The sequence below is a fragment of the Pseudomonas sp. P9_2 genome (genome assembly GCF_034008255.1).
In the GTDB taxonomy this organism is placed as follows: Bacteria; Pseudomonadota; Gammaproteobacteria; order Pseudomonadales; family Pseudomonadaceae; genus Aquipseudomonas; species Aquipseudomonas synxantha_A.
The window spans coordinates 3,133,471-3,159,560 of record NZ_CP125376.1 but is presented as its reverse complement, the minus strand read 5'-3'; the positions used below and the strand labels follow the sequence as shown (position 1 = coordinate 3,159,560).

The following is a 26,090-nucleotide window of genomic DNA, read 5'->3' as shown; positions in this document are numbered from 1 at the left end:
ATCTCTGCATATAAAGAAGGGAGCCAGCGCATTGCCCGCACTGGATCCTCCTGACGCAAAAAACAACCTGCAACAAATGCCAGGCTATCAACAGATAGCTGGATTCAGATCGAAGGAAATGCAGCAGAGAGAAAGGCGGATGGCTTGTAGATAGCAGTAAACGCCATGGCAGGCGTTCAGCCTATAAAGATGGTGTCCCAGGGCCGGTTCGAACGGCCAACCTTCCCCTTAGGAGGGGGATGCTCTATCCAATTGAGCTACTGGGACAAATGACAAGCGCGTCACGGATAAGACCAGCGACAGACGGCGTGCATCTTAACGGCCGAGGTAGGTTTTGTCATGTCGTCCTTAGGCATTTTGCTTGTAGGGCGATCCCTGCACATACCTTTATAGCTTCACCCAGCAAACACGGGCACTTGCAGGGATCGTGCAAATTGCACTACCTCAAAATGCCATCATTGCAAACTGCAACCCAAAGCCCCCTCGCAGGCAAATCAACTAATTGATTTTAAAGGTAAAATAGTTTGGCACGGCATCTGCAATGCTCTTTGCATAAACCAAGCGAACCAAGCACCACGGAGAACATGACCATGAATAGCGTACTACTATTAGCTCTCAATGCCGTGGCCCTGGCCGCACTGGTGATATTTCATTTCCAGCCAGTCAATACTCAAGATGCCGCACTGATCAGCCAAGCAGTTCCCCATCATCTGCAACAACGCCCCCAGCTGGCGGTAGTCACTGCTACCCAGCAGTCGCCCGTCCTCCTGACCCAAGATACACAAGCTGCACCTACATCCGAGTACTGGGTTTTCTGAGATAGCTATCAATGTCCAAACCTGCCTGGTTTTTTCTATGTTTGACCCTGATGGCAGGCTTTCTGGGCCTAGCTACTGACTGCCCTAGAGCTCAAGCCACCGCCTTCATCGTCAGCGCCGTGTTTGGTAGCCTATTGATGTTGGCACTCATCGCCGGTCGCCGAATCAAGTTCGATCCATTGCTTCGCTGACCCCCTCCCCTACCTTATGTCGAATCACCCTAGCAAATCGGCAAACTGCCACTAGGCTTAAGACTGAGGGCAAAAGGCCATATTGCACTGCGCCCTTCAACCCAGATGCGCCGCAGCCCTGCGCGTTGATGGACTAGCACTGCATCAGCGCCAAAGTTTTCAAACCAGTCCGCAAAAATGCAAATCAGTACTGGCACAAAGCCTTTAGGCGGTTCAATATTTGTCACAGAATTGACGCCAATGAAATGGCAAATCTGAGGCATGATGCGGCCTCTTTGCAATTCGGGTTGAACTTTGGTCGTGAGCCTTGTCTTAACACTCATCTTGCGGCCAATTCCAGAAACCGCTCCCCTGAACTAACCGGTTAAATATATGCGCCCATTGAAACAGGCAATTTATTCCAGCCGTACGGCTGACAAATTCGTCGTACGTCTGCCAGACGGAATGCGGGAACGCATTGCCGAGGTGGCTCGCAATCATCACCGCAGCATGAACTCTGAAATCATCGCACGCCTGGAACAAAGCCTTATTCAGGAAGGTGCCTTGGGTGAAGAGTTGAGCATGCGACTGGATAGCCCAGAGCTGTCACTGCACGAACGCGAACTGCTGCAGCGTTTTCGTCAGCTCTCCCACCGCCAGCAAAACGCCCTCGTCTCGCTTATCGCTCACGATGTTGAGGCGGCCGCAGAAGCCAATTGATTGACACTGAAAGCCGAAGCCAGCCATGTGCTGGCTTTTTTTTGCCTGAATTTTGGAGATGGGGCGCAAAGCGGGGGCAGACATGCCCCCGCAGAAAGGATCAGAGCAGGAAAATCGTTGCCAAGCCCAGGAAGATGAAGAAGCCACCACTGTCAGTCATGGCGGTAATCATCACGCTGGCTCCCATGGCGGGATCGCGACCAAGGCGCGCCAGGGTCATAGGGATCAATACCCCCATCAAGGCAGCCAGCAGCAAGTTCAAGGTCATGGCGGCCGTCATCACCACACCCAGAGACCAACTGCCATACAGGAGATAGGCCACCACACCAATCACTCCACCCCACACCAGACCGTTGATAAGGCCCACAGCCAGCTCTTTGCGCAGCAAGCGTGAAGAGTTGGCCGTACTCACCTGATCCAGCGCCATGGCCCGCACGATCATGGTGATGGTCTGGTTGCCGGAGTTACCGCCGATACCCGCAACAATCGGCATCAACGCCGCCAATGCCACCAGCTTTTCGATTGAGCCTTCAAACAACCCGATTACACGAGATGCGATAAATGCCGTGATCAGGTTAACCGCCAGCCAGGCCCAGCGGTTATGCAGAGAACGCCAGACTGACGCAAAAATATCTTCCTCTTCACGCAAACCCGCCATGTTGAGGACTTCGGTTTCACTCTCTTCACGGATCAAGTCAACGATTTCATCGATGGTCAGACGACCGATCAACTTGCCGTTCTTGTCGACCACCGGAGCCGAGATCAAGTCGTAACGCTCAAAAGCCTGGGCCGCGTCGTAGGCATCTTCGTCAGGATGGAAGCTGACGGTATCGCTGGCCATCAGGTCAGCTACTTTCTTCTCGGGATCATTGACCAGCAGACGCTTGATCGGCAACACGCCCTTGAGAATTCCCTCGTAGTCGACCACGAACAGCTTGTCGGTATGGCCCGGCAGCTCTTTGAGGCGACGCAAGTAACGCAGTACCACTTCCAGACTGACGTCTTCGCGGATGGTGACCATCTCGAAATCCATCAGCGCACCGACCTGGTCCTCGTCATAGGACAGCGCCGATCGCACGCGCTCACGCTGCTGCGTATCGAGCGCCTCCATCAACTCATGGACAACATCCCGGGGCAGCTCAGGTGCCAGGTCGGCCAGTTCGTCGGCATCCATCTCCTTGGCGGCGGCCAGGAGCTCATGATCATCCATGTCGGCGATCAGAGTCTCACGAACCGAGTCAGACACTTCCAGAAGGATGTCACCGTCGCGATCAGCCTTGACCAACTGCCAAAGTGTCAGTCGATCATCCAGCGGCAAAGCTTCGAGGATGTAGGCAACGTCGGCGGAGTGCAGGTCATCGAGCTTGCGTTGTAACTCCACGAGGTTTTGCCGGTGAACCAGGTTTTCAACGCGGTCGTGGTTCGGACCTTCCTGGCGGTGCGTGAGGTCTTCGACCACGCGCTGGCGCTGCAGCAGCTCGATGACTTGAGCCAGACGATCCTGCAGGCTTTCTTGTGTTTTCTTTACTTCTACTTCGGTCATAGGCGAACTCCACTCCCAGCAGCGGGGCACGCCGGAAGGATCAATCAGTCAATTCATGATTGGTAAAACGGGGTACTGAGTCACTACTGGGTAAGTCCATGGAGGTATTCCACAAGCCCCGACGGGGCTGACGGGCGCATGATACACCGCCCGGCCGTTTTAAACGTTAAAAAACTGGAAAGAACAAGCGCTTGCGAGCCAATGTTCAGTATTGGCTGCACCTATAGAAATGCGACGACACGCACGAGAGGGAAAACACATGGGAAAGATAAAAAGACCCACACCAGGATAAAACCTACATAAACCCCAGACGGCAAAAAGCCCGCACTAGGCGGGCTTTTTGTTTGTATGGTGCACTCGACAGGATTCGAACCTGTGACCGCTCGGTTCGTAGCCGAGTACTCTATCCAGCTGAGCTACGAGTGCAGATTGTGTTTTTAGACCAGATCACAACTGGTTGAAGCCGAGTTACCTGCATCGCTGCAACTAACTCTTAAATGGTGCACTCGACAGGATTCGAACCTGTGACCGCTCGGTTCGTAGCCGAGTACTCTATCCAGCTGAGCTACGAGTGCATTTGTTGCCGCGCATTATAGGCCGTTCAATCTCTATGTAAAGCTATTTTTTCGAGTATTTTCAACAACTTACCGAAAAAACCAGATTGCAACGTACTAAGCAAATAATGGCGGAGAACGGGGGATTCGAACCCCCGACACCCTTTTGAGGTGTACTCCCTTAGCAGGGGAGCGCCTTCGGCCACTCGGCCAGCTCTCCGCAACACGGGGCGTATATTAACCACGTTCATCCCCGTTTGCAAACATAAAAAACGATAAAAATTAAAGGCTTGGTTCTTCGTCCTTCTCTTTCTTGATCCGCAGGTAGATTTCCTCGCGGTGAACCGCTACCTCTTTTGGAGCGTTAACCCCAATACGCACTTGATTGCCTTTGACGCCGAGCACGGTCACGGTGATTTCGCCATCACCGATAATCAGGCTTTCTGCGCAACGACGAGTCAGAATCAGCATGCCTTTCTCCTCACGCATTTCAGTTCAGGAACAACAGTCTGCAAAAAAAAGGCATTCGACCTACAACCCAAAAGCCGTAGCCCTACACACCTAAGTATTGTCGAGCCCACGCAAAAGAACATGCGCCCCACAAAAAAATGAAAGGCGCGGTAAACCGCGCCTTCCTGGCAATACATCACTCGCCCTGTCGGGCCGGAGCGTCAAGCTCAAAAGCGGTATGCAGCGCGCGTACAGCCAGTTCCAGGTACTTCTCTTCGAGCACTACCGAGACTTTGATTTCCGAAGTGGAAATCATCTGGATGTTGATGCCTTCCTTGGCAAGGGCCCCGAACATACGGCTGGCAACGCCGGCATGGGAACGCATGCCCACCCCTACGATCGATACCTTGGCAATCTTGGTATCGCCAACCACTTCACGGGCGCCAATTTCGCTCGCAGTGTTCTGCAGGATTTTCAATGCCGCATCGTATTCGTTGCGGTGCACGGTGAAGGTGAAATCGGTGGTGTTATCGTGCGAAACGTTCTGCACGATCATGTCGACTTCAACATTCGCATCGCTGACAGGACCCAGAATCTTGAAAGCCACGCCCGGGGTGTCTGGCACGCCACGGATCGTCAGCTTGGCTTCATCGCGGTTGAAAGCGATGCCGGAAATGATCGGCTGTTCCATGGATTCCTCTTCATCAATAGTAATGAGGGTGCCCGGACCCTCCTTGAAGCTGTGCAATACGCGCAGCGGAACGTTGTACTTGCCGGCGAACTCCACCGCGCGAATCTGCAGCACCTTGGAACCAAGGCTGGCCATTTCCAGCATTTCTTCAAAGGTGATCTTGTCCAGGCGCTGGGCCACTGGCACGACGCGCGGGTCAGTGGTGTAGACGCCATCCACATCGGTATAGATCTGGCATTCGTCAGCCTTGAGCGCTGCCGCCAGTGCCACACCCGTGGTGTCAGAACCGCCACGCCCGAGGGTGGTGATGTTGCCTTGCTCGTCCACACCTTGGAAACCCGCTACAACTACCACGCGCCCTGCCTTCAGATCAGTACGAATTTTCTGATCATCAATCTGCAGGATGCGCGCCTTGGTGTGCGCGCTGTCGGTGAGAATGCGCACCTGGCTGCCCGTGTAGGACACCGCTGGCACGCCACGCTTGTTCAGAGCCATGGCCAATAGCGCAATGGTCACCTGCTCGCCCGTGGACACAATCACATCCAGCTCACGTGGCAACGGCTGTTGATCCCCGCTGATAGCCTTGGCCAGGTCGATCAGGCGATTGGTCTCGCCGCTCATGGCTGACAGCACCACTACCAGGTCATCGCCGGCATCGCGGAATTTCTTAACCTTGTCGGCGACCTGCTCGATTCTTTCTACAGAGCCGACCGAGGTGCCTCCAAATTTCTGTACGATCAAAGCCATTTCCAAGCCGCCTCAGCCCGTAAAGGGGCGCCTAATATCCAATCCACCCGCACTGAACAAGCCCGTGACTAGACCACGGGCCGATTAACAGTGCCTTAAATACCTGCCTCGACAAACGGCACGGTCAAGGCCAGGGCCGCGTCCAGGGCACCGGCGTCTACACCACCGCCTTGTGCCATGTCCGGACGACCACCGCCCTTGCCGCCCACTGCCGCAGCGGCTTGCTTCATCAAATCACCGGCCTTGAGTTGGCCAGTCAGGTCTTTGGTTACACCGGCAACCAGAACGACCTTATCCTCATGGACACTGCCGAGCAGGATCACTGCGCGGCCGAGCTTGTTCTTCAACTGATCGACCAAGGCCAACAACGCCTTGCCGTCCTGCCCGTCCAGGCGCGCCGCCAGAACTTTCACATCCTTGACGTCAACCGCCGAGGCCGACAGATCATCGCCCGCAGCACTGGCCGCCTTGGCCTGCAACTGCTCCAGTTGCTTCTCCAGCGCACGGTTACGCTCCAGCACGGCAGACAGTTTGTCGATCAGATTGTCACGGCTGCCCTTGACCAGGCTGGCCGCTTCCTTGAGTTGCTCTTCGGCGGCATTGAGGTAAGCCAGGGCCGCAGCACCGGTCACCGCCTCGATACGACGCACACCGGACGCCACACCGCCTTCGCTGATGATTTTCAGCAGGCCGATATCGCCGGTACGGTTAGCGTGGATACCACCACACAACTCGACCGAGAAGCTACCACCCATGCTCAGCACGCGAACTTCGTCGCCGTACTTCTCGCCAAACAACGCCATGGCGCCCTTGGCCTTGGCGGTTTCGATGTCGGTTTCTTCAGTTTCTACCGGCGTGTTCCTGCGCACCTCGGCATTGACAATATCTTCCAGCGCCTTGATCTGCTCAGGCTTGATTGCTTCAAAGTGGCTGAAGTCAAACCGCAGGCGCTGGCTGTCGACCAACGAGCCCTTTTGCTGAACATGCTCGCCCAGCACTTGACGCAAGGCAGCGTGGAGCAAGTGAGTGGCCGAGTGGTTCAACGCAGTTGCGTGCCGTACGTCGGCATCGACCTGGGTATCCACTGGCGCGCCGACGGTCAGGCTGCCCAGCACCAACACACCGTGATGCAGGAAAGCACCGCCGGTCTTGGTGGTGTCGCGTACCTCGAAACGGCCGGACGTCGAGCTGAGGAAACCACAATCACCAATCTGGCCACCCGATTCAGCATAGAACGGGGTCTGGTCCAGCACCACCACGGCTTCTTCGCCTTCATTCAATACATCGACCGACTTGCCGTCTTTATAGATGGCAACGATCTTGGCCGAGCCGGCGGTAGCCTTGTAGCCGATGAACTCGGTTGGCACGTCAACCTTGACCAGGGTGTTGTAGTCCAGGCCAAAGGAGCTGGCGGAACGCGCACGCACACGCTGGGCTTCCATCTCACGCTCAAACCCGGCTTCATCGATGGTCAGCTCGCGCTCGCGGGCGATATCGGCGGTCAGGTCCATTGGGAAACCGTAGGTGTCGTAAAGCTTGAACACCACGTCGCCCGGTACCACGGAGCCTTTGAGTTCAGCCAGGTCCTGCTCGAGAATCTTCAGGCCATGCTCCAGCGTCTTGGAGAACTGCTCCTCCTCGGCCTTGAGTACGCGCTCGATATTGCTCTGCTGCTGCTTGAGTTCCGGGAAGGCATCGCCCATCTCGGCAACCAGTGCAGCCACGATTTTGTAGAAGAAGCTGCCGGTGGCACCCAGCTTGTTACCGTGACGGCAGGCACGACGGATGATGCGACGCAGCACGTAGCCACGCCCTTCATTGGACGGCAACACACCATCGGCAATCAGGAAGCCGCAGGAACGGATGTGGTCCGATACCACCTTGAGCGACGACTGACCTTCATTGGTGCAACCAATGGCCGCAGCCGAAGCGCTCAGCAGGTTGGTGAACAGGTCGATTTCATAGTTGGAATGAACGTGCTGCATGACCGCACTGATCCGCTCCAGGCCCATGCCGGTGTCCACCGACGGCGCCGGCAGCGGATGCAACACGCCATCGGCGGTGCGATTGAACTGCATGAACACGTTGTTCCAGATTTCGATGTAGCGGTCACCGTCTTCATCCGGCGAGCCCGGTGGGCCACCCCAGATGTCCGCACCGTGATCGTAGAAGATCTCGGTGCAAGGGCCGCACGGGCCGGTATCGCCCATGGTCCAGAAGTTATCGGAAGCGTAAGGTGCACCCTTGTTGTCGCCGATGCGAATCATGCGCTCGGCAGGTACACCGATTTGCTGGGTCCAGATGTCATAGGCTTCGTCGTCCGTCGCGTAGACGGTAACCCAGAGTTTTTCCTTGGGCAGTTTCAGCACGCCGGTCAGGAAGGTCCAGGCGAAGGTAATCGCATCCTTCTTGAAATAGTCGCCGAAGCTGAAGTTACCCAGCATTTCGAAGAACGTGTGGTGACGCGCGGTGTAACCGACGTTTTCCAGGTCGCTGTTCTTGCCGCCGGCGCGTACGCACTTCTGGCTGCTGGTGGCGCGAGTATAGGCGCGCTTTTCCTGGCCCAGGAAACAGTCCTTGAACTGGTTCATCCCCGCGTTAGTGAACAGCAGGGTGGGGTCATTGCCTGGGATCAAGGAGCTGGAGGCTACACGGGTGTGACCTTGCTCTTCGAAGAAGCGAAGGAAGGCTTCACGGATTTCTGCGCTTTTCATTAGGTTCTTCCACGGAGGCTGCGGCCAAAGGCCAGTGCGCAACATCATCAGACGGAGCGACGGCAAAGGGCCGCATTATATCGGCCCTTCGCCGGTGGTACAGCGTGTTTATGTGATAGAAACAGTCAATTAGACGGTCTGCACTGTCATTTCTGCGAAAATGCGACGAATGTCTGCACGACTTGCTCGATCTGTGCCCGGCTGACATCCAGATGCGTGACCATACGCAGGCGCGGCGCGGCACTCAACTTGATCCCGCGCTCTGCGGCAAAGGCTTTCAACGCCTGCGCCTGCTCGCCAATTTGCACATAGACCATGTTGGTCTGCACCGGCTCCACCGTGTAACCGACCTTGCGCAGTTCATCCCCCAACCACTGCGCGTTGGCGTGGTCCTCGGCCAGGCGCTGTACCTGATGATCCAGGGCATACAGCCCCGCTGCCGCCAACGAACCAGCCTGGCGCATTGCGCCACCGACCATCTTGCGCAGGCGCCGGGCCTTGGCGATCAACGCCGTGGAACCGCACAGCACCGAGCCGACCGGTGCGCCAAGGCCCTTGGACAGGCACACCGACACCGAATCGAAATGCTTGGCGATGTCACGCGCATCCACCCCCAGCTTGACCGCTGCGTTGTAGATCCGCGCCCCGTCCAGGTGCAAGGCCAGGCCATGCTCACGGGTAAACGCACGCGCCTTGGCCAGGTACTCCATCGGCAGGACCTTGCCTTGCATGGTGTTTTCCAGCGCCAGCAAGCGCGTGCGGGCAAAGTGGAAATCGTCAGGCTTGATCGCCGCCAGCACGTGGTCAAGGTCCAGGGAACCGTCCGCTTGCACTTCCAGCGGCTGCGGCTGGATCGAACCCAGCACGGCCGCCCCGCCACCTTCGTATTTGTAGGTATGGGCCTGCTGGCCGACGATATATTCCTCGCCGCGCTCACAGTGGGCCATCAATGCCAGCAAATTGCTCATGGTGCCAGTGGGCACGAACAGCGCGGCGGCGAAGCCCAGACGCTGGGCCAGTTCTGCCTCCAGCTTGTTGACGCTGGGGTCTTCGCCATAGACGTCATCACCGCTGACGGCGCCGGCCATCGCGTCGAGCATACCGGGGGTGGGTTGGGTCACGGTGTCGCTGCGCAGGTCAATCACGGTCATGAAGGGGGCCTCTAACGGAATGGATAAGTCCTTTCGTGTGTGATTACTGCGGGCAAAGCCACGCAATATCAAGCCCCCACTGCATTCAATCGAATACCAACCAAACAAACCGATATAGCTTATCGATACGGCAGTCGTGCAGTTTTTGAAAAACCGTGTTAAAAACTCTCCGCCGCCAGGGTTCTGGCGGCAACGTTCTCAGGGCGGGGTGCAATTCCCCACCGGCGGTAATTGCACGCAATGTGCATAGCCCGCGAGCGCTTGGCGTCTCGAACTGCTCCGGCAGGACGGCGACAAGGTCAGCAGACCCGGTGTGATCCCGGGGCCGACGGTCATAGTCCGGATGAAGAGAGAACGGGATTGGCACCTAAGGGCCGCGCACCAGGCGTGCTTGCGTACCCTTAAATCCCATTCGATTCATAACGCCCTGTTTTTTTCTTAAACAGGAGTCAGAACATGCAACCCACCGCAATCGACAGCAAAAGCAAAAACCATCACGGCGAGCGCGTCGCGTTTATCCAGGCCTGCTGGCACAAGGATATCGTCGACCAATCGCGCAAAGGCTTTCTTGCCGAAATGATCGCCCAGGGCTATCAGGAGTCAGACATCGACTTCTTTGAAGTCGGCGGTGCCTTTGAATTGCCCCTGCACGCCAAGTTGCTGGCCAAGACCGGTCGCTATGCCGGCATCGTCGCCGCCGCGCTGGTGGTGGATGGTGGCATCTACCGGCACGAATTCGTCGCCCAGTCAGTGGTCAGCGGTTTGATGCAGGTTCAACTGGAAACTGAAGTGCCGGTGTTCTCGGTGTCCCTGACGCCGCATCACTTCCACGCCGGCAGCGAGCACACCACGTTCTTCTATGAGCACTTTGTGCACAAGGGTCAGGAAGCTGCGCGCACCTGCGCCGATACTCTGCATAAAGTACGGGCGATCCGTCGCAGTGAAGAGCAGCACAAACGAGCCGTTTAAGCGCAAGAAAATCTGCCCCGCCCATTTTCGATTGGCGGGGCATTTTTTTGCCTGAACAGATAGCATTTCAACATGTGAAAAAGCCTGCCCAAGGCGTCCTACTCCCTCCGTGCATATCTACCGTTTTGGCAACACGCGTATCTGGTTTAGTTAAAGCGCAGACCTCATTGGGTCTCTCTTAACCTAAACGATCAGGTATTGAATCATGACCAAAACGATAGAGAGTGAAGGCACTTCGGCCTCCACATTCCCGCGACCACGCTCACCCGACCTGGAGGCCAGTTCACAGGCATGGGATGCACAAGTTCACAAAGGCGTCGACGGCGAGCGACACTCGCAACATGTGCGCCAAGTCCCCTATGACAACCCCGCCGGTGACGGCGTAATCGAAATCCATCCGATCTTCAAGGACGAAAACGTCGTTATCGAACGGCAGATCTTTAGCCCCAGCCAACTCGATCAATTGTGGTTCACCACTTCCGACAAGCCTGACACTATCAGCATCAGGTCGCTCGCACATCTGCATAGCGCGTTGCATTCATCAGTGAACCAGCCGACGATTTTAAAACCTCGTCGACCTATCGAACTTCCGCGCTTACCGTCCCTGGCCATGCGTATCAACGAGACGGTTTACTTGATCCGTCTTGCCCCACTCCAGACACTGATGTTGATCACTCAGGGTGGCGATGACCGCATTCACATCGATGATGACGTGACAACCCATATCACTGTCCGCAGCGGTGATGGCAAGGATCGAATCCTCAGCGCAGGTCATTTCACACGCATAGATACCGGCCCAGGGGACGATTTAGTCACTATTCTCGACGGCAACAGTCATGTTGAGGCCGGCGATGGCGATGACGAGGTGCATGTTCACAAACGCAGTTACACCTTCATTTACGGAGGGCCTGGCAACGACATACTCAGTGGTGACGGCGATACGTTTATCGACGGTGGAGACGGCCAGGACCATATTATCGGCGGCGAAGGGCACAACATTCTCAGTGGTGCCGAGGACGGCGACCGAATTGAGGCAGGCCGCGGAACAAACGTTATCTATACCGGCCGCGGGCTTGACGACGTCACTCGGCTAAAGGCTAAAGACACCACTTACTACAGCCAGAACACCACACTCACCGCTGACTGTGCCGTGATGACGCACGCCGACACACCGCAAATACCCGCCTCTAATGAATTCGCCTCCCACATTGTCCACAGTGAGCCTGGCGGCTTGTTGCATACCGGAGTTGAGGTACAGGGTAGCCCTTCATTTATCAGCCGGGTGAATGACGATCTACGCCTGCTGCTCTGTTCGCCTACCGGCAAGCGACTCCTGGCTGAACTCACCCGCGCAGAGCGCAAAAGCGGGCGACCGATCATCATCCATGAGCTGATTGATCGTAACAACAGCGAGTTCATTCCAGACCCAGACACCGCCCCAGACGCCTTGATGAAGGGGGACAAACCGGGCACACCCTCTTACGGTGGAGATATCTGGTACAACACAGGCGTTCTATTTAAAGCAACCCCGAGCATCATTAGCCTATTTCACGAGTTGTGCCACGCCTACTACTACGTTACTGGCATGGTGGAAAGCGGGCTCAGCGAAGAAAATTATCCACGCAGCCGCAATCGAAAAGTGTCCAATGCGGAGGTGCAAGCCACAGGCTTACCCATCGTGCCTGTAGCGACAACGTCTGCCGATGCGGATGACAATTCAGCGCCCTCGGCCCCGCCTGCGCCCTTCGAGCCCCCGCTGTTCAGTGAAAACAGGTTACGCCAGGAGCTAGGACTTCCACTGCGCCAGCATTACAACCTGATGTAACTAGACCAGCTCCTTACCATCGCTCGGCACGACCAATATGCCTGCGCGCAATCCGTTCTTCACTTTCGGGTTGGGAAAGATAATGCGCGCCCCCTCTTCTTCGATCACCCAGCGTGTCTTGGCCACGTCTTCGGCAAGCAGGTACCCCTTGGGCAACGACGAGAAGTTTTCCACGTCCGCCGGCAGGTGCATCACGAAGGCGTCGCTGTGCTTGATCACTTCGCGTGCAACGGCGAAGAGTTGAAGGCCGTCCAGGCTGCCGGTCTCAGGCTCGTTGCCCTCGATGATCTGCTTCAAACGCGCTTCCAGGCGCGACACATCCACGCCCTCGTTCTGCCCGAACGGGCGCGCCTTGCCCAACTCCAGGGTGAAAGCCTCGGCGCCGAGTTGCTCGTAGGTGAACGCGGTGAAGGTAATCGAGGTTTTGTTCTGCAGAAGTACCGCCTGCATGCCGGCAGCGTTCAGGCGCTCCAGCTCTCGGCGTGAATGCTGTCGGTCTTCCTTCCACGGGTACAACGCAAACTGCTCGATTTTCGAACCACGAATCGCGGTATGCAGGTCGTAATGCAGGCGCGAGCGGCCAGGCAGGCTGAAAAAGCTGCGGGCCAATTGCTCAAGCTCGGCGGCGCGCATGGCCTCGGGGCCGATGTTTTGTTCATGCCGGCCGTTGAACAGCCGGTTGATGTCCAGTTCGAGATAACGCTCGCCGCGGCGCATGGCCTCGGGATTGCCGAACAGAAACAGAATACGGGAGCGGGGTTTGATTTCCCCACGGGCGATGCAATGCAACAGGCGGTCGAGCAGTTCGATCGGCGCGGTTTCGTTGCCATGGATGCCGGACGACAGCAGCAAGTCACTGCCGTTGTCCAAAGCTTCAGGAGGACGTACTTCAAGCGCGCCCTCGCTGAGCCAGCGCATCTGCACGCCGTCGACAGTCAGTTGAATTTTTTGCGCCGGTTCGCGACCGGCGAGGGTCAGTTCAAGCAGTTTGCCGAGGGCGAGCATAAGCAGCTTCCTTAGTGGTTGCAGCCAGGACCATGGACGTGATCGTCGTCATCACCCTCAACGTCGGCCGGTTCCATTTCCAGTTGCAGGCTCATCAGGTTGGTCGCCAAGGGACGCATCAGCAGGTTGGCGTACTCGGCGTCGCCCTCTTCGACGTCCACACCAATCAGCAGTTGGCCACGGCCGTCGTGCTGGATCCAGATCTCCTTGCCCTGCCAGACCACGGCAACGCGGGTGCAGGAAGTTTCAAGCTGGGTGCCGTCGGTGTCTTCAAGGATCAGCTTCAGGGTGTCGGTCATAAATAAAATATCTCAGCCGTATGGCGTTAATTGATCTGGAAAGGATAAACCGAGCCCAGTTTAAGGATTTGCGTCAGTTCATCCAGTGCCGTCCGGCACTCAAGCAGCAACTGCGGGTCAGCCAGGTCGGTTTCGCGCAGGCTGTCGCGGTAGTGCTTGCCAACCCATTGGGTCAGGGTTTCGTACAGCGGCGCGGTCATGATAACGCCTGGGTTCACCGCCGCCAGTTCGGTTTCGTTCAAGGCGACGCGCAAACGCAGGCACGCCGGGCCGCCGCCGTTCTGCATACTTTGCTTGAGGTCGAACACTTTGACTTCGCGGATCAGCCCACCGGAGCTGGTCAGGCCCTGCAGGTAGTGCCACACACGCTCGTTGGCACGGCATTCTTCCGGCACGATCAGCAGCATCGAGCCGTCAGCGCGGGTCAGTAACTGGCTGTTGAACAGATAGGAACGCACCGCGTCTTCGACACTGACCAGCGCGCGGGGCACACACACCGACTGGAAGTTGCCGCCCAGCTTGCCCAACTTACCCTGCAGTTCGGCGAGCATCTGTTCAGTATTGAGGAATGCATCCTCGTGATAGAACAGCACTTCACCGTTGCCCACTGCAATCACATCGTTGTGGAACACGCCTGCGTCGATCACCGCCGGGTTCTGCTGGGCGTAGACCACGCCGTCATCTTTCAAACCGTGCAGGCGCGCAACGGCCTGGGAGGCTTCGAGGGTCTGGCGTGCCGGGTACTTCTGCGGGGCCGGGTAACGGGGGTCGAAGGCACTGCGGCCAAACACGAAAAACTCGACGCCCGCCTCACCGTACTCACGGCAGAAACGCGTGTGGTTGGCTGCGCCTTCATCACCAAATTGCGCCACCGCCGGCAACGCGGCGTGGTGAGCGAAGTGCTTGCCGTCAGCGAACATCGCCCCCAGCACGCGGCTGGTGGTGGGGTGTTCGATGCTGCGGTGGTACTTGCAGTTGAGGTTGGCGGCGGTGAAATGCACGCGGCCGTCTGCGGTGTCGGCGCTTGGGCTGACCGTGGCCGCGTTGGCTACCCACATGCTGGATGCCGAGCAACTGGCTACCAGCAACGGCATGGCCTGCTTGGCCGCCTGCTGGATCACCTGGGCGTCGGTGCCGTTGAAACCCAAGTTGCGCAAGGCGGCCACATCCGGGCGCTCCTGGGGCGCCAATACGCCTTGCACAAAGCCCATGTCCATCAGGGCTTTCATTTTCTGCAGGCCCTGCAACGCCGCTTCCTTCGGGTTGGAAGACTGCTGGCTGTTGCTTTGGGAGGCGACGTTGCCAAAGGACAAACCGCCGTAGTTATGGGTCGGCCCCACTAGACCGTCAAAATTGACTTCACAGGATTTCATCGGCGAGGCTCCACGAACATCTGTTTTTATAGGCATCAAATTACTTGAACACACCACAGTTCAAATGTGGGAGGGGGGCTTGCTCACGATAGCAGGGTGTCAGTTGACTAATCAGGTGACTGACACACCGCCATCGGGCGCAAGCCCCCTCCTACATTCAGATCAGTGTAATGCCGGGGGTTAGCGTGGCTGGAACCACCAGGCTCGGCGTTTCCAGCGACGCCACCGGATACGCACAATAATCGGCCGCGTAATACGCACTGGCCCGATGGTTACCCGAGGCCCCTACCCCGCCAAACGGTGCGGTACTGGCGGCGCCGGTCAACTGCTTGTTCCAGTTGACGATACCGGCACGGCTTTCCAGCCAGAACTGCTGGTAACGCGCTTCGCTATCCGACAACAGGCCAGCGGCCAGGCCGTATTGGGTGTTGTTGGCCTCTGCGATTGCCTCGGCGAAATCCGCGTAGCGAATCACCTGCAACAGCGGGCCGAACAGTTCTTCGTCTTCGCGCTCGGTTACGCCGGTCACGTCGATGATGCCTGGGGTCAGCAATGCGGCCTGATCCTGTGGTTGGGTCATTTCCAGCAGCGCTACGGCGCCATTGGCCAACATCAATTCCTGGGCGTCCATCAAGGCTTTCGCCGCGCCAAGGGAGATTACCGAGCCCATGAACGGCGGCGGTTGCTGGTCGAACGCACCGACTTCAATCGTTGCGCTCACCGCCACCAGCCGCGCCAGCAATGCATCGCCCCAGGCGCCTTCCGGTACCAACAAGCGACGGGCGCAGGTGCAACGCTGACCAGCCGAGATAAACGCAGACTGGATGATGGTGTAGACCGCCGCATCCACATCGGCCACTTCATCCACGACCAGCGGGTTGTTGCCGCCCATTTCCAGAGCGAGGATTTTGTCCGGGCGCCCCGAAAACTGCTGATGCAGATGATTGCCGGTGCGGCTGGAGCCGGTGAAGAACAAGCCGTCTATGCCGGGGTTGGCGGCCAGGGCGATGCCGGTTTCCCGCGCGCCTTGCAGCAGGTTCAACACGCCCGCCGGCAGGCCGGCTTCGACCCAGCATTGCACGGTCAGCTCGGCAACTTTCGGGGTCAGCTCGCTGGGTTTGAACAGCACGGTATTACCCGCCAGCAAGGCCGGGACGATATGGCCGTTGGGCAAATGCCCCGGAAAGTTGTACGGGCCGAACACCGCCACCACGCCGTGAGGCTTGTGACGCAATACCGCGGTGGCATCACCCAATGGGCCGCTCTTTTCGCCGGTGCGCTCACGATAACTCTGCACCGAGATGGCGATCTTGTTGGCCATGCTGGTGACTTCGGTAGCCGATTCCCACAAAGGCTTACCGGTTTCCTCACCAATGCAGCGGGCGATTTCATCGGCACGGCTTTTCAGGGTGTTGGCAAAGGCTTCCAGCACGCTGATGCGTTCTTCCAACGGCAGACGAGCCCACGCAGGGAATGCCTGGCGTGCCGCCTGCACGGCGGACTCGACCTGCTCGGCGGTGGCGCCATTGCCGGCCCACAATACCTGCTGGGTCACCGGGTTGCGCGATTCGAACAACTCACCCTGGCCAGCCAGCCAGCTACCTGCGATATACAGCGAATTCATTACTTGGACTCCCGAGCAGCGGACAACGGTACGGCACGCACTTGATCACCCACCACCAGTTGCAGGCGCTTGGCGGTCTGCGGATCGACCACCAGGGTACCTGCCGCCAGCCGGGCCGGAGCAGCAGTGATACGGCACTCCTCGCGCTTGCGGTTATGGATCAGGAACGGCGTGGCGTCGTCCCCCGGCGTGCCAATGGCCAACACCAGCGACTGGCTGTCGCGCACCGCACGGATTTTGCTGGTTTCACACTCCACCGCCGGGCCCGCATCGAAGATATCGACATAGCCCTGATAGCTGAACCCTTCGCTCTTGAGCATGCTCAGGGCCGGCTCGGTGTCCGGATGGACCTTGCCGATCACGTTGCGCGCATCCTCGGACAGGAAGCAGCTGTACAGCGGAAACTTCGGCATCAGCTCGGCGATAAACGCCTTGTTGCCCACACCGGTAAGGTAGTCGGCCTGGCTGAACTCCATTTTGAAGAAGTGTCGACCCAGGCTTTCCCAGAACGGCGAACGCCCGGCGTCGTTGGATACGCCGCGCATCTCGGCAATGATCTTGTTGCCGAACAATTGCGGGAACTCCGCGATAAACAACATGCGCGCCTTGGCCAACATGCGGCCGTTAAGACCGTTGCGATAATCGGCATGCAAAAACAACGAGCACAATTCGGAATTGCCGGTGAGGTCGTTGGCCAGAAACAGCGTCGGAATCTCGCGGTAGATATTCAGCTCCTGAGAGGCGCTGACGGTCAGCCCGACCCGGAAGTTGTACCAGGGCTCACGCAGGCCCACGGCACCGGCAATGGCAGAAATGCCGACCACGCGGCCTTCATCGTTTTCCAGCACGAACAGGTAGTCGGCATCGCCGCGCCCGGCTTCGCCGCGAAAGGTTTTTTCCGCCCAGCCAACCCGGTGGGTCAGGCGCTCTTCGTTGGCCGGCAAGGTGGTCAGGCCGGTGCCGGTGCTGCGCGCCAGATCAATCAGGGCCGGTAAATCGCTGCTGCGTACGGGACGAACGATCATGCTATCTCCTCGAACGGGCCGCTGTTGTCAGCCACCCGCGAAACTCTGTTTTTATACCGCTACCAAACGCACGCTCGCGCCTTCGCCAACGCCCAGGGCTTCGGCCGCCGCCAGGTCCAGGGTTACTGGCTTGCCTGGCGCATAGTCCAGCTCCAGCATCACCGCGCGGTAATCCTGCAACTGCGCGTTACTCACCAGGTACTGGCGACCGACGCCCTTGACCATCTCGCCGATCTTCACCGGTACCACGCGGCTCTGGGCGATCGAGCGAATACCCGAAACCCGTGCGTGCAGCGTTGGGCCACCGTCGAAGATGTCGATGTAGTGGTCGGTCTCGAAACCTTCGCGCATCAGGATGTCGAAGGTGATCTGCGCACGCGGGTGCACCTGGCCCATGGCTTCCTGGGCTTCGTCCGGCAACAGCGGCACGTAGATCGGGTAATGCGGCATCAGCTCGGCGAGGAAGGTGCGGCTTTTCAGCCCGCACAGGCGCTCGGCGGCGGCATAGTTGAGGTCGAAGAAGTTGCGACCGATGGCGTCCCAGAACGGCGAATCACCGTTTTCGTCGCTGTAGCCGACAATCTCGGTTACCACCGAATCGGCAAAGCGCTCGGGGTGGCTGGCAACGAACAACAGGCGGCCACGGGAGTTGAGTTCCGACCAGGGCGATCCGACCAATTCCGGCACCACGTAGAAACTGGTGAGCAGGCTGTTACCGGTCAGGTCATGGCACTGGGAAAGCACGTGGATCTTGTTATGGATCTTCAGCTCTCGGGAGGCGTGCACGAAGGTTTCGTTACGGAAACTGTAGAACGGTTCGGAGTAGCCGGCTGAAGCAACGATGGCCGAGCAGCCGGCGAGCTTGCCGGTATCGGTGTCTTCGAGCACGAAGAAATAGCTCTCTTCACCGTTGAAGCTTACCTCGGCCGCGAAAGAAGCTTCGCTGGCGGCGATCTTGTCGCTCAGGCGTTCAACATCGTCCGGCAAGGAAGTAACACCAATCGGGCTGTCTGCAGCCAGACGCTGTACCTCGCCCAGATCAGCCATTTGCGCGGGGCGCATCACCAGCATGGTGTTACTCCTTAACTCGAAAAACTCATGGAAAAAAATACCGGACAGGTCAGGAACAACACTGTTCCTAATGTGGGAGGGGGCAAGCCCCCTCGCACATTTGATCCGGTCCGGCAGATAGATTTGTATCAGGCTTGGGTCAACGTCTTCACAGCACGCTCAAAACGATCCAGGCCTTCGTTGATGTCCGCCTCTTCCACTACCAGGCTCGGCGCAAAACGCACCACGTCCGGGCCAGCTTGCAGGATCATCAGGTTCTCTTTTTCGGCCGCGTTGAACACGTCCTTGGCCTTGCCTTTGAAGGCATCGCTGAGCACGCAACCGATCAACAGGCCCATGCCACGCACCTCGGTGAAGATGCCGTATTGCTTGCCGATCTGCTCCAGGCGCGCCTTGAACACGTCATGCTTGGCGTTAACACCGGCCAACACTTCTGGCGTGTTGATCACGTCGATCACCGCTTCGGCCACTGCGCACGCCAGCGGGTTGCCGCCGTAGGTGGTGCCGTGGGTGCCGACCACCAGGTGCTTGGCCAAGTCTTCACGGGTAAGCATCGCCGCAATCGGGAAACCGCCGCCCAGGCTCTTGGCGCTGGTGAGGATGTCCGGCGTCACACCGTAATGCTGGTAGGCAAACAGGTGGCCGCTGCGGCCCATGCCGGTTTGCACTTCGTCGAACACCAGCAGCGCATCGTTCGCGTCGCACAGTTCGCGGGCACCTTGCAGGTAAGCCAGTTCAGCCGGCAGTACACCGCCTTCGCCCTGGATCGGTTCCAGCACCACGGCGCAGGTCTTGCCCGACACAGCAGCTTTCAGCGCTGCCAGGTCGTTATAAGGAACGTGGGTGATGCCGGTGATTTTAGGCCCGAAACCATCGGAGTACTTGGACTGGCCGCCGACGTTGACGGTGAACAGGGTACGGCCGTGGAAGCTGTTCAGCGCGGCGATGATCTCGTATTTCTCGCTGCCGAAACGGTCAAAGGCCACACGACGGGCCAGCTTGAACGCGGCCTCGTTGGCTTCAGCGCCGGAGTTGCAGAAGAACACACGCTCGGCAAAGGTTGCGTCGATCAGCTTATGGGCCAGGCGCAGGGCCGGCTCATTGGTGAAGACGTTGGACACATGCCACAACTTGTTGGCCTGTTCAGTCAGTGCACCGACCAGCGCCGGGTGGGCGTGGCCCAATACGTTGACCGCGATGCCGCCGGCAAAGTCGATCAGCTCACGACCTGCTTGATCCCACACGCGCGAACCTTGGCCACGCACAGGGATAAAGGCGGCAGGTGCATAGTTAGGCACCATTACTTGGTCGAAATCGGCACGTTGCACCGGGGCTTGCTCAACGGACATCGGAGTCTCCTGAAGAGGAACGCCTGCCTGGAACTGGCGGGCGATGCAGGGATTGTAAGGACAGTTTTCAGCGCCACCTTGTCGCCAAGCGACAACTTCTTATAGCGCCAACCCCGGTTTTACGCGGGTTTACGGCAATGCGACATATTGCGTCGCAATGGCGCAGTGTAAACGCTGCGCCATTTGAGAGGCAGAGGTACGACGCGCTGATTTTTCCTCACGCCCTTAACTATCTGTGACCTTTGTGCCCCTCAAGCTTGCTGTGATGACGGTGACGTTATTCACTGAAGGATCAGCCACGTGCACACACCTACGTTAACGCCTATCAACCTAGCCCTTACAGATGCAGCACGCAGAGTGCCCGCCGGGGCCTACACCAACCTTCCGAAATGGCTTGGAAACGCCTCATGCGATAAGCGCCAAGCCTTGAAAAACATCAAGCTTGAATTCGCCGATTGGTATGGCGAAGCCGATCGCTCGCAACATGCGCCCCTCAAAAATGCAGTGCAGACCAGTTGGGAGGCGCAAAACCAAGTCGATGCGGCCCTGGCAACGCTCAAGTCGCCGCAAGCATTTGCGGCCCCGTTACTGCAACAAGCCCTCAAAAAGCAGTTTGGCGTTGAGTCCGATGTCAGCACCACCTATCTGCGCCTGTATACCCCTCGGACCCTGCCCGGGCTCCCCATCGAGACGGGCGCCGACTCCTGGACCGTGTCACTGGTGGAGGCGGCGCTGCACAACTTCGATGCGGATGAAAGCAAACCAGCGGCGCATACCACAGAGTCGACCTACCTCATCCAATCGCCCGTCACAGAGCAGCCCGACACTCTGACCCCGGACAGCGAAACAACGGCGTGTACTGCAAAGTCGAACGGCATCACCCAATCGTCCCTCACTGGACCGTTCGACACGCTACCTCAGATGCGCGACAAAATCAGCATCGCGCAATTCATCGAGCTGTGCCGCAAGCTGGATATCGGCAAGGAATATCAAAGCTACCTGAAGCAGTTTTTCGGGTTCAACGACGCCGTTCTCAAAGCCCGGTTGCGCGATAAGGTCATCAAAAGCCTGAAAGCCGAAGCGCAAGCCAGCCTTCAGATGGCACTTCTGAAAAAGGATGTGACACGCCCGGACTTTTATACACTTAGCCGCTTTCTAAAAGACTTTAACGGCGAGCTCGATGGCAAAACGCTGCTCAGCCATGACCTTAGCCTGATGAACGCGCCACTGACCGGCATTGCACTGCTCGCCCCCGACCTGGAGTTACACCGAAGCGCAGTCCCGGTGGTGGCCTATATTCCCGGCGATCCGCAGTCCCCCCTCAAGTATTACGCCAACGGCACAATATTCATGCAGGACCTGGCAAACAAGCTGCGCAGCGCCGACTACCAGGCGTTTTTCAGCCGTTTCGTCAACCATGAACATCGAGGCTACTTCTTCGCCGACCTCAACAACCGCTTGTCAGAAGTGGTGTGGCACGAGCAGGTCGCCGGCGACCCACGCCCCACCTGGCGCGACGAGCCGGTGACCAAACCCAACCTGCAATTTTACGCGACAAAAATCACTGGCGACCTGTACGAGCATCTGTATGAGAACAAGCTCAACAAACTGCTCAATGACGCACGGGTGACAGCTATACCCACCGCCGACGCCGATAGCAACGCACGATGGAAGCGCTGGGGTATTGCGCAAAAAATCGGTGAAGCCATTCTTGAAATCGCCGCGTTCATCGCCGCGCCCTTCATTCCACCGCTGGGGTTGGCGATGCTCGGCTATACCGCCTATCAAATGCTCGATGATGCTTTCGAAGGCATCATCGATTGGGCCGAAGGGCTCAAGAAGCAGGCATTCGGGCATCTGATGTCTTTCCTTGAACAAATGATTCAACTGGGCATGTTTGTGGTCGGCATACCAATTGCCAGAGACCTGCTGCGACAGGCGCTACCGAAGGAGGTGTGGGACTTTTTTGACTCGCTCCTGCCGGTCACCACCACCGGCAAAACCCGCCTGTGGAAGCCAGATCTGGCGCCCTACGCCCATGACATTCAACTCGTCGCCGGGTCACGCCCCGACCCGCAGGGATTGCATGCCCATGAAGACAAACAGATCCTGCCACTCGATGGGCTGCATTTTTCTGTCGAGCAACAGTCGGGCAACGCCTACCTTGCGCATCCCACCCGTGCGCATGCCTACCGTCCGCAGATAATCGGCAATGGCAAGGGCGCCTGGCTGACACCACTGGATCGCCCACTGACGTGGGATCGCACCGCCCTGCTGCGCCGCCTCGGCCCGCCGGCCGACACCATCAGTGAGGCGGGCCTTGAACAAGCCTATCGCATCAGCGGAACCGACGAAGGCGTCCTGCGCAAAACGTACATGGACCGCCAACCGCCGCCCCCACTGCTGGTAGACACACTCAAGCGCATAAAGATTGATGAGCAGTTACAAGACTTCATCGACCAGATGAACAGTGACGCCCCCCTGGTTTATCAAAAAGCCGACCCCCAGACCCAATTGTGGCTACTGAGCCAGACCCATCTGTGGCCCGAATCCAAGACGCTGCGGTTTCTCAATGCAAAAGGTGAAACTGTCTGGGAGCATAAAGGCCGGGAAAACGCCGCCGTGGCGCAAATACACGAAGCCCAGATGCACAATGGCGACCTGCTGAAAACCCTGCTGGAAACCTTGGACGAGTCAGAGCGCAAAACCTTGCTTGAGGAAGAGTTCGGCACTACTCCCCAAATGCACGTGCGCACCGCCACACTGCGCAAACGCTTGGCACGCCAAGCCCAAGACAAACGTGCCTCCATGTTTGACTCGCGCTATCGAAAAGCTGAAACAACCGATAACGCACGCCTGCAAAAAATCATCGACACCACCGATGGCCTGCCAACGAGTGTTGCCGAAGAAGTATTACGCGGCGCCACCGGCCAAGAGCTGCTGGATATCGATCAAGGCCGCGTGCCCAGACCGGTGATTGATCGCGCACGCTGGGCCGCCCATGAGGCGCGAATCAGCCGGGCCCATGAAGGGCTGTACATGGACGCCCTGCAAAGCAGCGATACACATCGACTCGCCCTGCATTCGCTGGAAAACCTGCCGGGATGGTCGCCACAGGTACGCCTGGTAGTCACCGATTTCAGCCGTACCGGCGAGGTACGAGATGCTATCGGTAGCCCCCAAGCGCCGATCCAACGCATTCTCGTGGCTGTCGACGGTGGTTACATCCCCGAAGACGGCAAGGGCACCCTGTTTGGAGAAACCGACTTCTACACTGCCGTCCTCCAGGCGCTACCTGACGCGCAGCGCGATGCACTGGGCATTCATATCGGCCAAGGCCCGCTGCTGAGGCAAACCTTGCGTCAGCACACATTGACGCGTGAAGCGCTTGGCGCGCTGCTGGCCGAGCACCCCGTGCGCAAACCCTTTTACGACCCGACGCTGATGCGCCTGCCCGGCGGCATGGAGGGCTACGGTGCCACCCCGGCAACCCCAGGTAACAGCCTGGAGGCTCAGTTATTACATGAGCTATACCCCCGCCTGCTCCCGACACAAGTGAGCGGTGCACTGAACTTCCTGCGAACTCTGCCCGGCTCTCCCCTACGAACGCTTCAATCCATGAAGATGGAGTTTTCACAGTTCGAAAATCGCCTTTCGGCCTGGTATTTCAACACCCCGCAAACCCTTATTGATACCCAAGTCCCACTCCCTCCCTCGAGAATCGCGGATGAGCAACTCATTCGCGGGGAATGGACACGCCAGCTGATCAGCGCCTGGCGTCATGAACTGCCCCCGGACCCTGGCTTCAGAGAAGGCCACCTATTGCAGCTCGACGCCGTATATGGCGAGCTCCCGACACTGAATATGCGCTTCATTCACATTTCCAACCTGAAACTGGCGGGCTACCACACCACCCGAGGCGCACCCGACTTCCTGACTCACTTCCCCAACCTGCGCACGCTGGAGATTAGCGATATTGCCCTCAACACAATCCCCTCTGAGGTCATAGGGCTTCCCCATCTCAACAGCCTGACGATGCGCAATTGCAACCTCAACCTGACCGCTCAAAACCGTGCAGACCTTGCCACATTGACCGGGCTTCGACATCTGGACCTCTCTAACAACCCCCAACTGTCACTCAGCCCCGACCTTAGGCGCATGGCCAACTTGCAGACGCTGAACCTGAGCCACACCAACATCTCCCTGTTCCCCGAAGGCTTGATCGGTCGCCCTCTTTTGACGAGTGCCAACCTCAGCAACAACTACTTGAGCAGACTGCCCGCCAACCTCTTCAACGTGTCCAAAGCAACCGCCAGAACGATTAATTTGTCAGGCAATGAACTCTCCCGCACGGCACGGGAGCACATCAAAAGCTATTGCCAGAGGACCAGCGAACATTTTGGTGCAGACGCCCTTCCTACCGAACGTTCGCTGGCCCAGGCGCTCTACCCCACCTTCACCGTCGATAAGGCCAACAACTTTATTTACCGGCTGCCCGGTGGCCTGGATGACTCAATGGCAATACTTGTACGCCTGAAAGCAGACTACGAGAGCCTGCAAGCAGGCTTGGGAGAATGGGTGGCAAACGTCCCTGAACAGCACTCGGGCGCCCCCCTGGACGAGGACACTCGGGCACGACAACAAATCCTTCGAGACCAGTTCAAGACGTTACTGGAGGAAGGCTGGCGACGGGAAACCAGCCAGGATTTAGCACATGTGCCACCGGCAAACTTCCATCAAATGAAATTAACGACGCCACTGCTCGGCGATCTACCGGTACCGAGGGCCAATTTCGACCATATTTCAAAGCTGGAACTCGAGGGAGAGGACACCACATCAATCCCCGAGGGATTTCTCGAACGTTTTCCCAACCTGGAGAGCCTGTTTATCCACCGGTATACATTGCAAGACATTCCCCCGGGCGTATTCAAATTACCGAAGCTAAAGGCACTCAACCTGACGCAAAGCAATATCCGATTGACACCAACGAGCGCCGCAGAATTGAGCGACCTGCACAATCTTGAATACCTGGTTCTGAGTCACAACCCCAACTTGGGAATCGCCCCCGACGTCAGCAAAATGTCCAGGTTAGAAACCTTGATGATCGAAAACGCCGGCCTTACCGAGCCCCCTCACCAGCTGTTCAACCTGCCACGGCTCGATGCCCTGAACTTGAGCAACAACCGAATGACCGAGCTTCCCGACGACCTGTTTGAATTAGACGCGGACATGGCTGACGGCTTCAATCTCAGCGGCAACCCCTTCTTGCCAGAAACGATAGCCAAACTGCGCCGTTACTACCGTCGTACGGCCGTGGACTTTGGCGTGCCTGAAGCCCGACAGCCCCCTCCAACACTCGACGACACTCCGTCCGAAGAAGAGGGGGATGAATAGAAAATGCTCAACCGCACTCAAGCGCCTGACGGGCGCCCACTGGAATGCGCAAATACGGTAGACCAGGCATTACAAATGCCTGCAGGACGTCAAGGCGTTCGCCACGCCTCTGCTTGAACAGGCCCTGAAAGCCAACTTCGGCCTGGAGCTGGATGTCGAGGCCACCTATTTGCGCCTGTGTATTGCCCTCAACATCCCATGGTTCCCGATACGTTCGGGCGCCACACGTACCTGGACCGTCTCGCTGCTTGACGCCGCCTTGCATAACTTCGAACACAAAAATTGGCTGTGCTGTATCTGAGCAACGCGGCACTGAGCGAAGTTCCAGAGGGCGTATTTGGCCTGGATCAACTGCAAACGCTGGACCTGAGCAATAACGCGATCCGGGAGATACCACAGGACTTGCTGGAGACGTCAGCAACCTTCAATGGCGACAGCGACTTGAGCGGCAACCCACTGTCGGCGCAAAGCATGGAGCGCTTGCGTCAGTACTACCAACGCACAGGTGTGGACTTCCAGGTCGCGGCCGCCACCGTGGACTCCCAAGGCACGCCGCTGGTAGCAGCTCTGCCAGTACCAGAAGAAGACTAACTGTTTA

The 26,090-nt window shown here is 57.8% G+C and carries 19 protein-coding genes, 4 tRNA genes, 1 pseudogene and 1 riboswitch; of the genes and pseudogenes, 8 read left to right on the top strand and 16 right to left on the bottom strand.

What is annotated here, in order from left to right; genetic code table 11:
• Positions 1-190 precede the first annotated feature (190 nt).
• Positions 191-267: transfer RNA gene (locus QMK52_RS14110), tRNA-Arg, on the bottom strand.
• A 323-nt stretch (positions 268-590) separates the two neighbouring features.
• Here QMK52_RS14110 and QMK52_RS14105 point away from each other — a divergent pair.
• The 3 genes from QMK52_RS14105 (at position 591) to QMK52_RS14095 (ending at position 1,708) form a co-directional block, all read left to right on the top strand.
• Positions 591-818 (top strand): hypothetical protein, encoded by a 228-nt coding sequence (locus tag QMK52_RS14105; protein WP_194438987.1) that lies wholly within the window; start codon positions 591-593, stop codon positions 816-818.
• A gap of 11 nt (positions 819-829) precedes the next feature.
• On the top strand, positions 830-1,009 hold the full coding sequence (locus QMK52_RS14100) for a PA3371 family protein (protein WP_242462622.1): 180 nt from the start codon (positions 830-832) through the stop codon (positions 1,007-1,009).
• A 372-nt stretch (positions 1,010-1,381) separates the two neighbouring features.
• On the top strand, positions 1,382-1,708 hold the full coding sequence (locus QMK52_RS14095) for an Arc family DNA-binding protein (RefSeq protein WP_003193592.1): 327 nt from the start codon (positions 1,382-1,384) through the stop codon (positions 1,706-1,708).
• A gap of 100 nt (positions 1,709-1,808) precedes the next feature.
• Here QMK52_RS14095 and mgtE read toward each other — a convergent pair whose 3' ends face one another.
• From mgtE to ltaE, 8 genes are all read right to left on the bottom strand, one after another.
• Entirely contained in the window at positions 1,809-3,251 is a 1,443-nt protein-coding gene (mgtE, locus tag QMK52_RS14090; RefSeq protein WP_005790606.1) for a magnesium transporter, read from the bottom strand.
• 349 nt (positions 3,252-3,600) lie between these two features.
• Positions 3,601-3,677 (bottom strand) — tRNA-Arg (locus QMK52_RS14085).
• A gap of 72 nt (positions 3,678-3,749) precedes the next feature.
• Positions 3,750-3,826: transfer RNA gene (locus tag QMK52_RS14080), tRNA-Arg, on the bottom strand.
• Between the two features lie 108 nt (positions 3,827-3,934).
• Positions 3,935-4,025 (bottom strand) — tRNA-Ser (locus QMK52_RS14075).
• A 62-nt stretch (positions 4,026-4,087) separates the two neighbouring features.
• The gene (gene csrA / locus QMK52_RS14070; protein ID WP_003175645.1) at positions 4,088-4,276 is read right to left on the bottom strand and encodes a carbon storage regulator CsrA; all 189 of its coding nucleotides are present in this window, start codon (positions 4,274-4,276) and stop codon (positions 4,088-4,090) included.
• Between the two features lie 175 nt (positions 4,277-4,451).
• Positions 4,452-5,693, bottom strand: coding sequence for an aspartate kinase (locus QMK52_RS14065; RefSeq protein WP_005790609.1), 1,242 nt, complete (start codon positions 5,691-5,693; stop codon positions 4,452-4,454).
• A gap of 95 nt (positions 5,694-5,788) precedes the next feature.
• The gene (gene alaS / locus QMK52_RS14060; RefSeq protein WP_320402993.1) at positions 5,789-8,407 is read right to left on the bottom strand and encodes an alanine--tRNA ligase; all 2,619 of its coding nucleotides are present in this window, start codon (positions 8,405-8,407) and stop codon (positions 5,789-5,791) included.
• Positions 8,408-8,553: 146 nt separating this feature from the next.
• Complete coding sequence (ltaE, locus tag QMK52_RS14055) at positions 8,554-9,558, bottom strand: low-specificity L-threonine aldolase (protein ID WP_248752565.1); 1,005 nt, start codon at positions 9,556-9,558, stop codon at positions 8,554-8,556.
• A 190-nt stretch (positions 9,559-9,748) separates the two neighbouring features.
• A riboswitch (FMN riboswitch) is annotated at positions 9,749-9,918 on the top strand.
• Between the two features lie 96 nt (positions 9,919-10,014).
• Between ltaE and QMK52_RS14050 the strand changes: the two genes are divergently transcribed.
• Both QMK52_RS14050 and QMK52_RS14045 read left to right on the top strand, forming a co-directional pair.
• On the top strand, positions 10,015-10,527 hold the full coding sequence (locus QMK52_RS14050) for a 6,7-dimethyl-8-ribityllumazine synthase (RefSeq protein WP_005790615.1): 513 nt from the start codon (positions 10,015-10,017) through the stop codon (positions 10,525-10,527).
• A gap of 205 nt (positions 10,528-10,732) precedes the next feature.
• On the top strand, positions 10,733-12,352 hold the full coding sequence (locus QMK52_RS14045) for a M91 family zinc metallopeptidase (RefSeq protein WP_005790617.1): 1,620 nt from the start codon (positions 10,733-10,735) through the stop codon (positions 12,350-12,352).
• Here QMK52_RS14045 and astE read toward each other — a convergent pair whose 3' ends face one another.
• The 7 genes from astE to QMK52_RS14010 form a co-directional block, all read right to left on the bottom strand.
• Positions 12,353-13,357: a succinylglutamate desuccinylase gene (gene astE / locus QMK52_RS14040; protein WP_005790619.1), complete on the bottom strand. Its 1,005-nt coding sequence runs from the start codon at positions 13,355-13,357 to the stop codon at positions 12,353-12,355. It abuts the gene before it with no gap.
• An 11-nt stretch (positions 13,358-13,368) separates the two neighbouring features.
• Complete coding sequence (locus QMK52_RS14035) at positions 13,369-13,656, bottom strand: hypothetical protein (protein WP_003175651.1); 288 nt, start codon at positions 13,654-13,656, stop codon at positions 13,369-13,371.
• 26 nt (positions 13,657-13,682) lie between these two features.
• A complete protein-coding gene (astB, locus tag QMK52_RS14030; RefSeq protein WP_320402992.1) occupies positions 13,683-15,029 on the bottom strand; it encodes an N-succinylarginine dihydrolase in 1,347 nt (448 codons plus the stop codon).
• A 157-nt stretch (positions 15,030-15,186) separates the two neighbouring features.
• Positions 15,187-16,653, bottom strand: coding sequence for a succinylglutamate-semialdehyde dehydrogenase (gene astD, locus QMK52_RS14025; RefSeq protein WP_320402991.1), 1,467 nt, complete (start codon positions 16,651-16,653; stop codon positions 15,187-15,189).
• Complete coding sequence (gene astA, locus QMK52_RS14020; protein WP_005790626.1) at positions 16,653-17,678, bottom strand: arginine N-succinyltransferase; 1,026 nt, start codon at positions 17,676-17,678, stop codon at positions 16,653-16,655. The genes astD and astA overlap by 1 nt, the downstream gene beginning before the upstream one ends.
• 51 nt (positions 17,679-17,729) lie before the next feature.
• Complete coding sequence (gene aruF / locus QMK52_RS14015) at positions 17,730-18,749, bottom strand: arginine/ornithine succinyltransferase subunit alpha (protein ID WP_005790628.1); 1,020 nt, start codon at positions 18,747-18,749, stop codon at positions 17,730-17,732.
• 128 nt (positions 18,750-18,877) lie between these two features.
• The gene (locus QMK52_RS14010) at positions 18,878-20,098 is read right to left on the bottom strand and encodes an aspartate aminotransferase family protein (RefSeq protein WP_005790630.1); all 1,221 of its coding nucleotides are present in this window, start codon (positions 20,096-20,098) and stop codon (positions 18,878-18,880) included.
• Between the two features lie 426 nt (positions 20,099-20,524).
• Between QMK52_RS14010 and QMK52_RS14005 the strand changes: the two genes are divergently transcribed.
• The 3 genes and pseudogenes from QMK52_RS14005 (at position 20,525) to QMK52_RS13995 (ending at position 26,083) form a co-directional block, all read left to right on the top strand.
• Positions 20,525-25,492 carry a leucine-rich repeat domain-containing protein gene (locus tag QMK52_RS14005; protein WP_320402990.1) on the top strand — a complete coding sequence of 1,656 codons (4,968 nt, stop codon included), beginning with the start codon at positions 20,525-20,527 and terminating at the stop codon, positions 25,490-25,492.
• A 79-nt stretch (positions 25,493-25,571) separates the two neighbouring features.
• Positions 25,572-25,766 (top strand): annotated as a pseudogene (locus tag QMK52_RS14000) (dermonecrotic toxin domain-containing protein); the annotation flags it as partial.
• 14 nt (positions 25,767-25,780) lie between these two features.
• Positions 25,781-26,083, top strand: a complete 303-nt coding sequence (locus QMK52_RS13995; protein WP_005790633.1) for a leucine-rich repeat domain-containing protein — start codon at positions 25,781-25,783, stop codon at positions 26,081-26,083.
• Positions 26,084-26,090 lie beyond the last annotated feature (7 nt).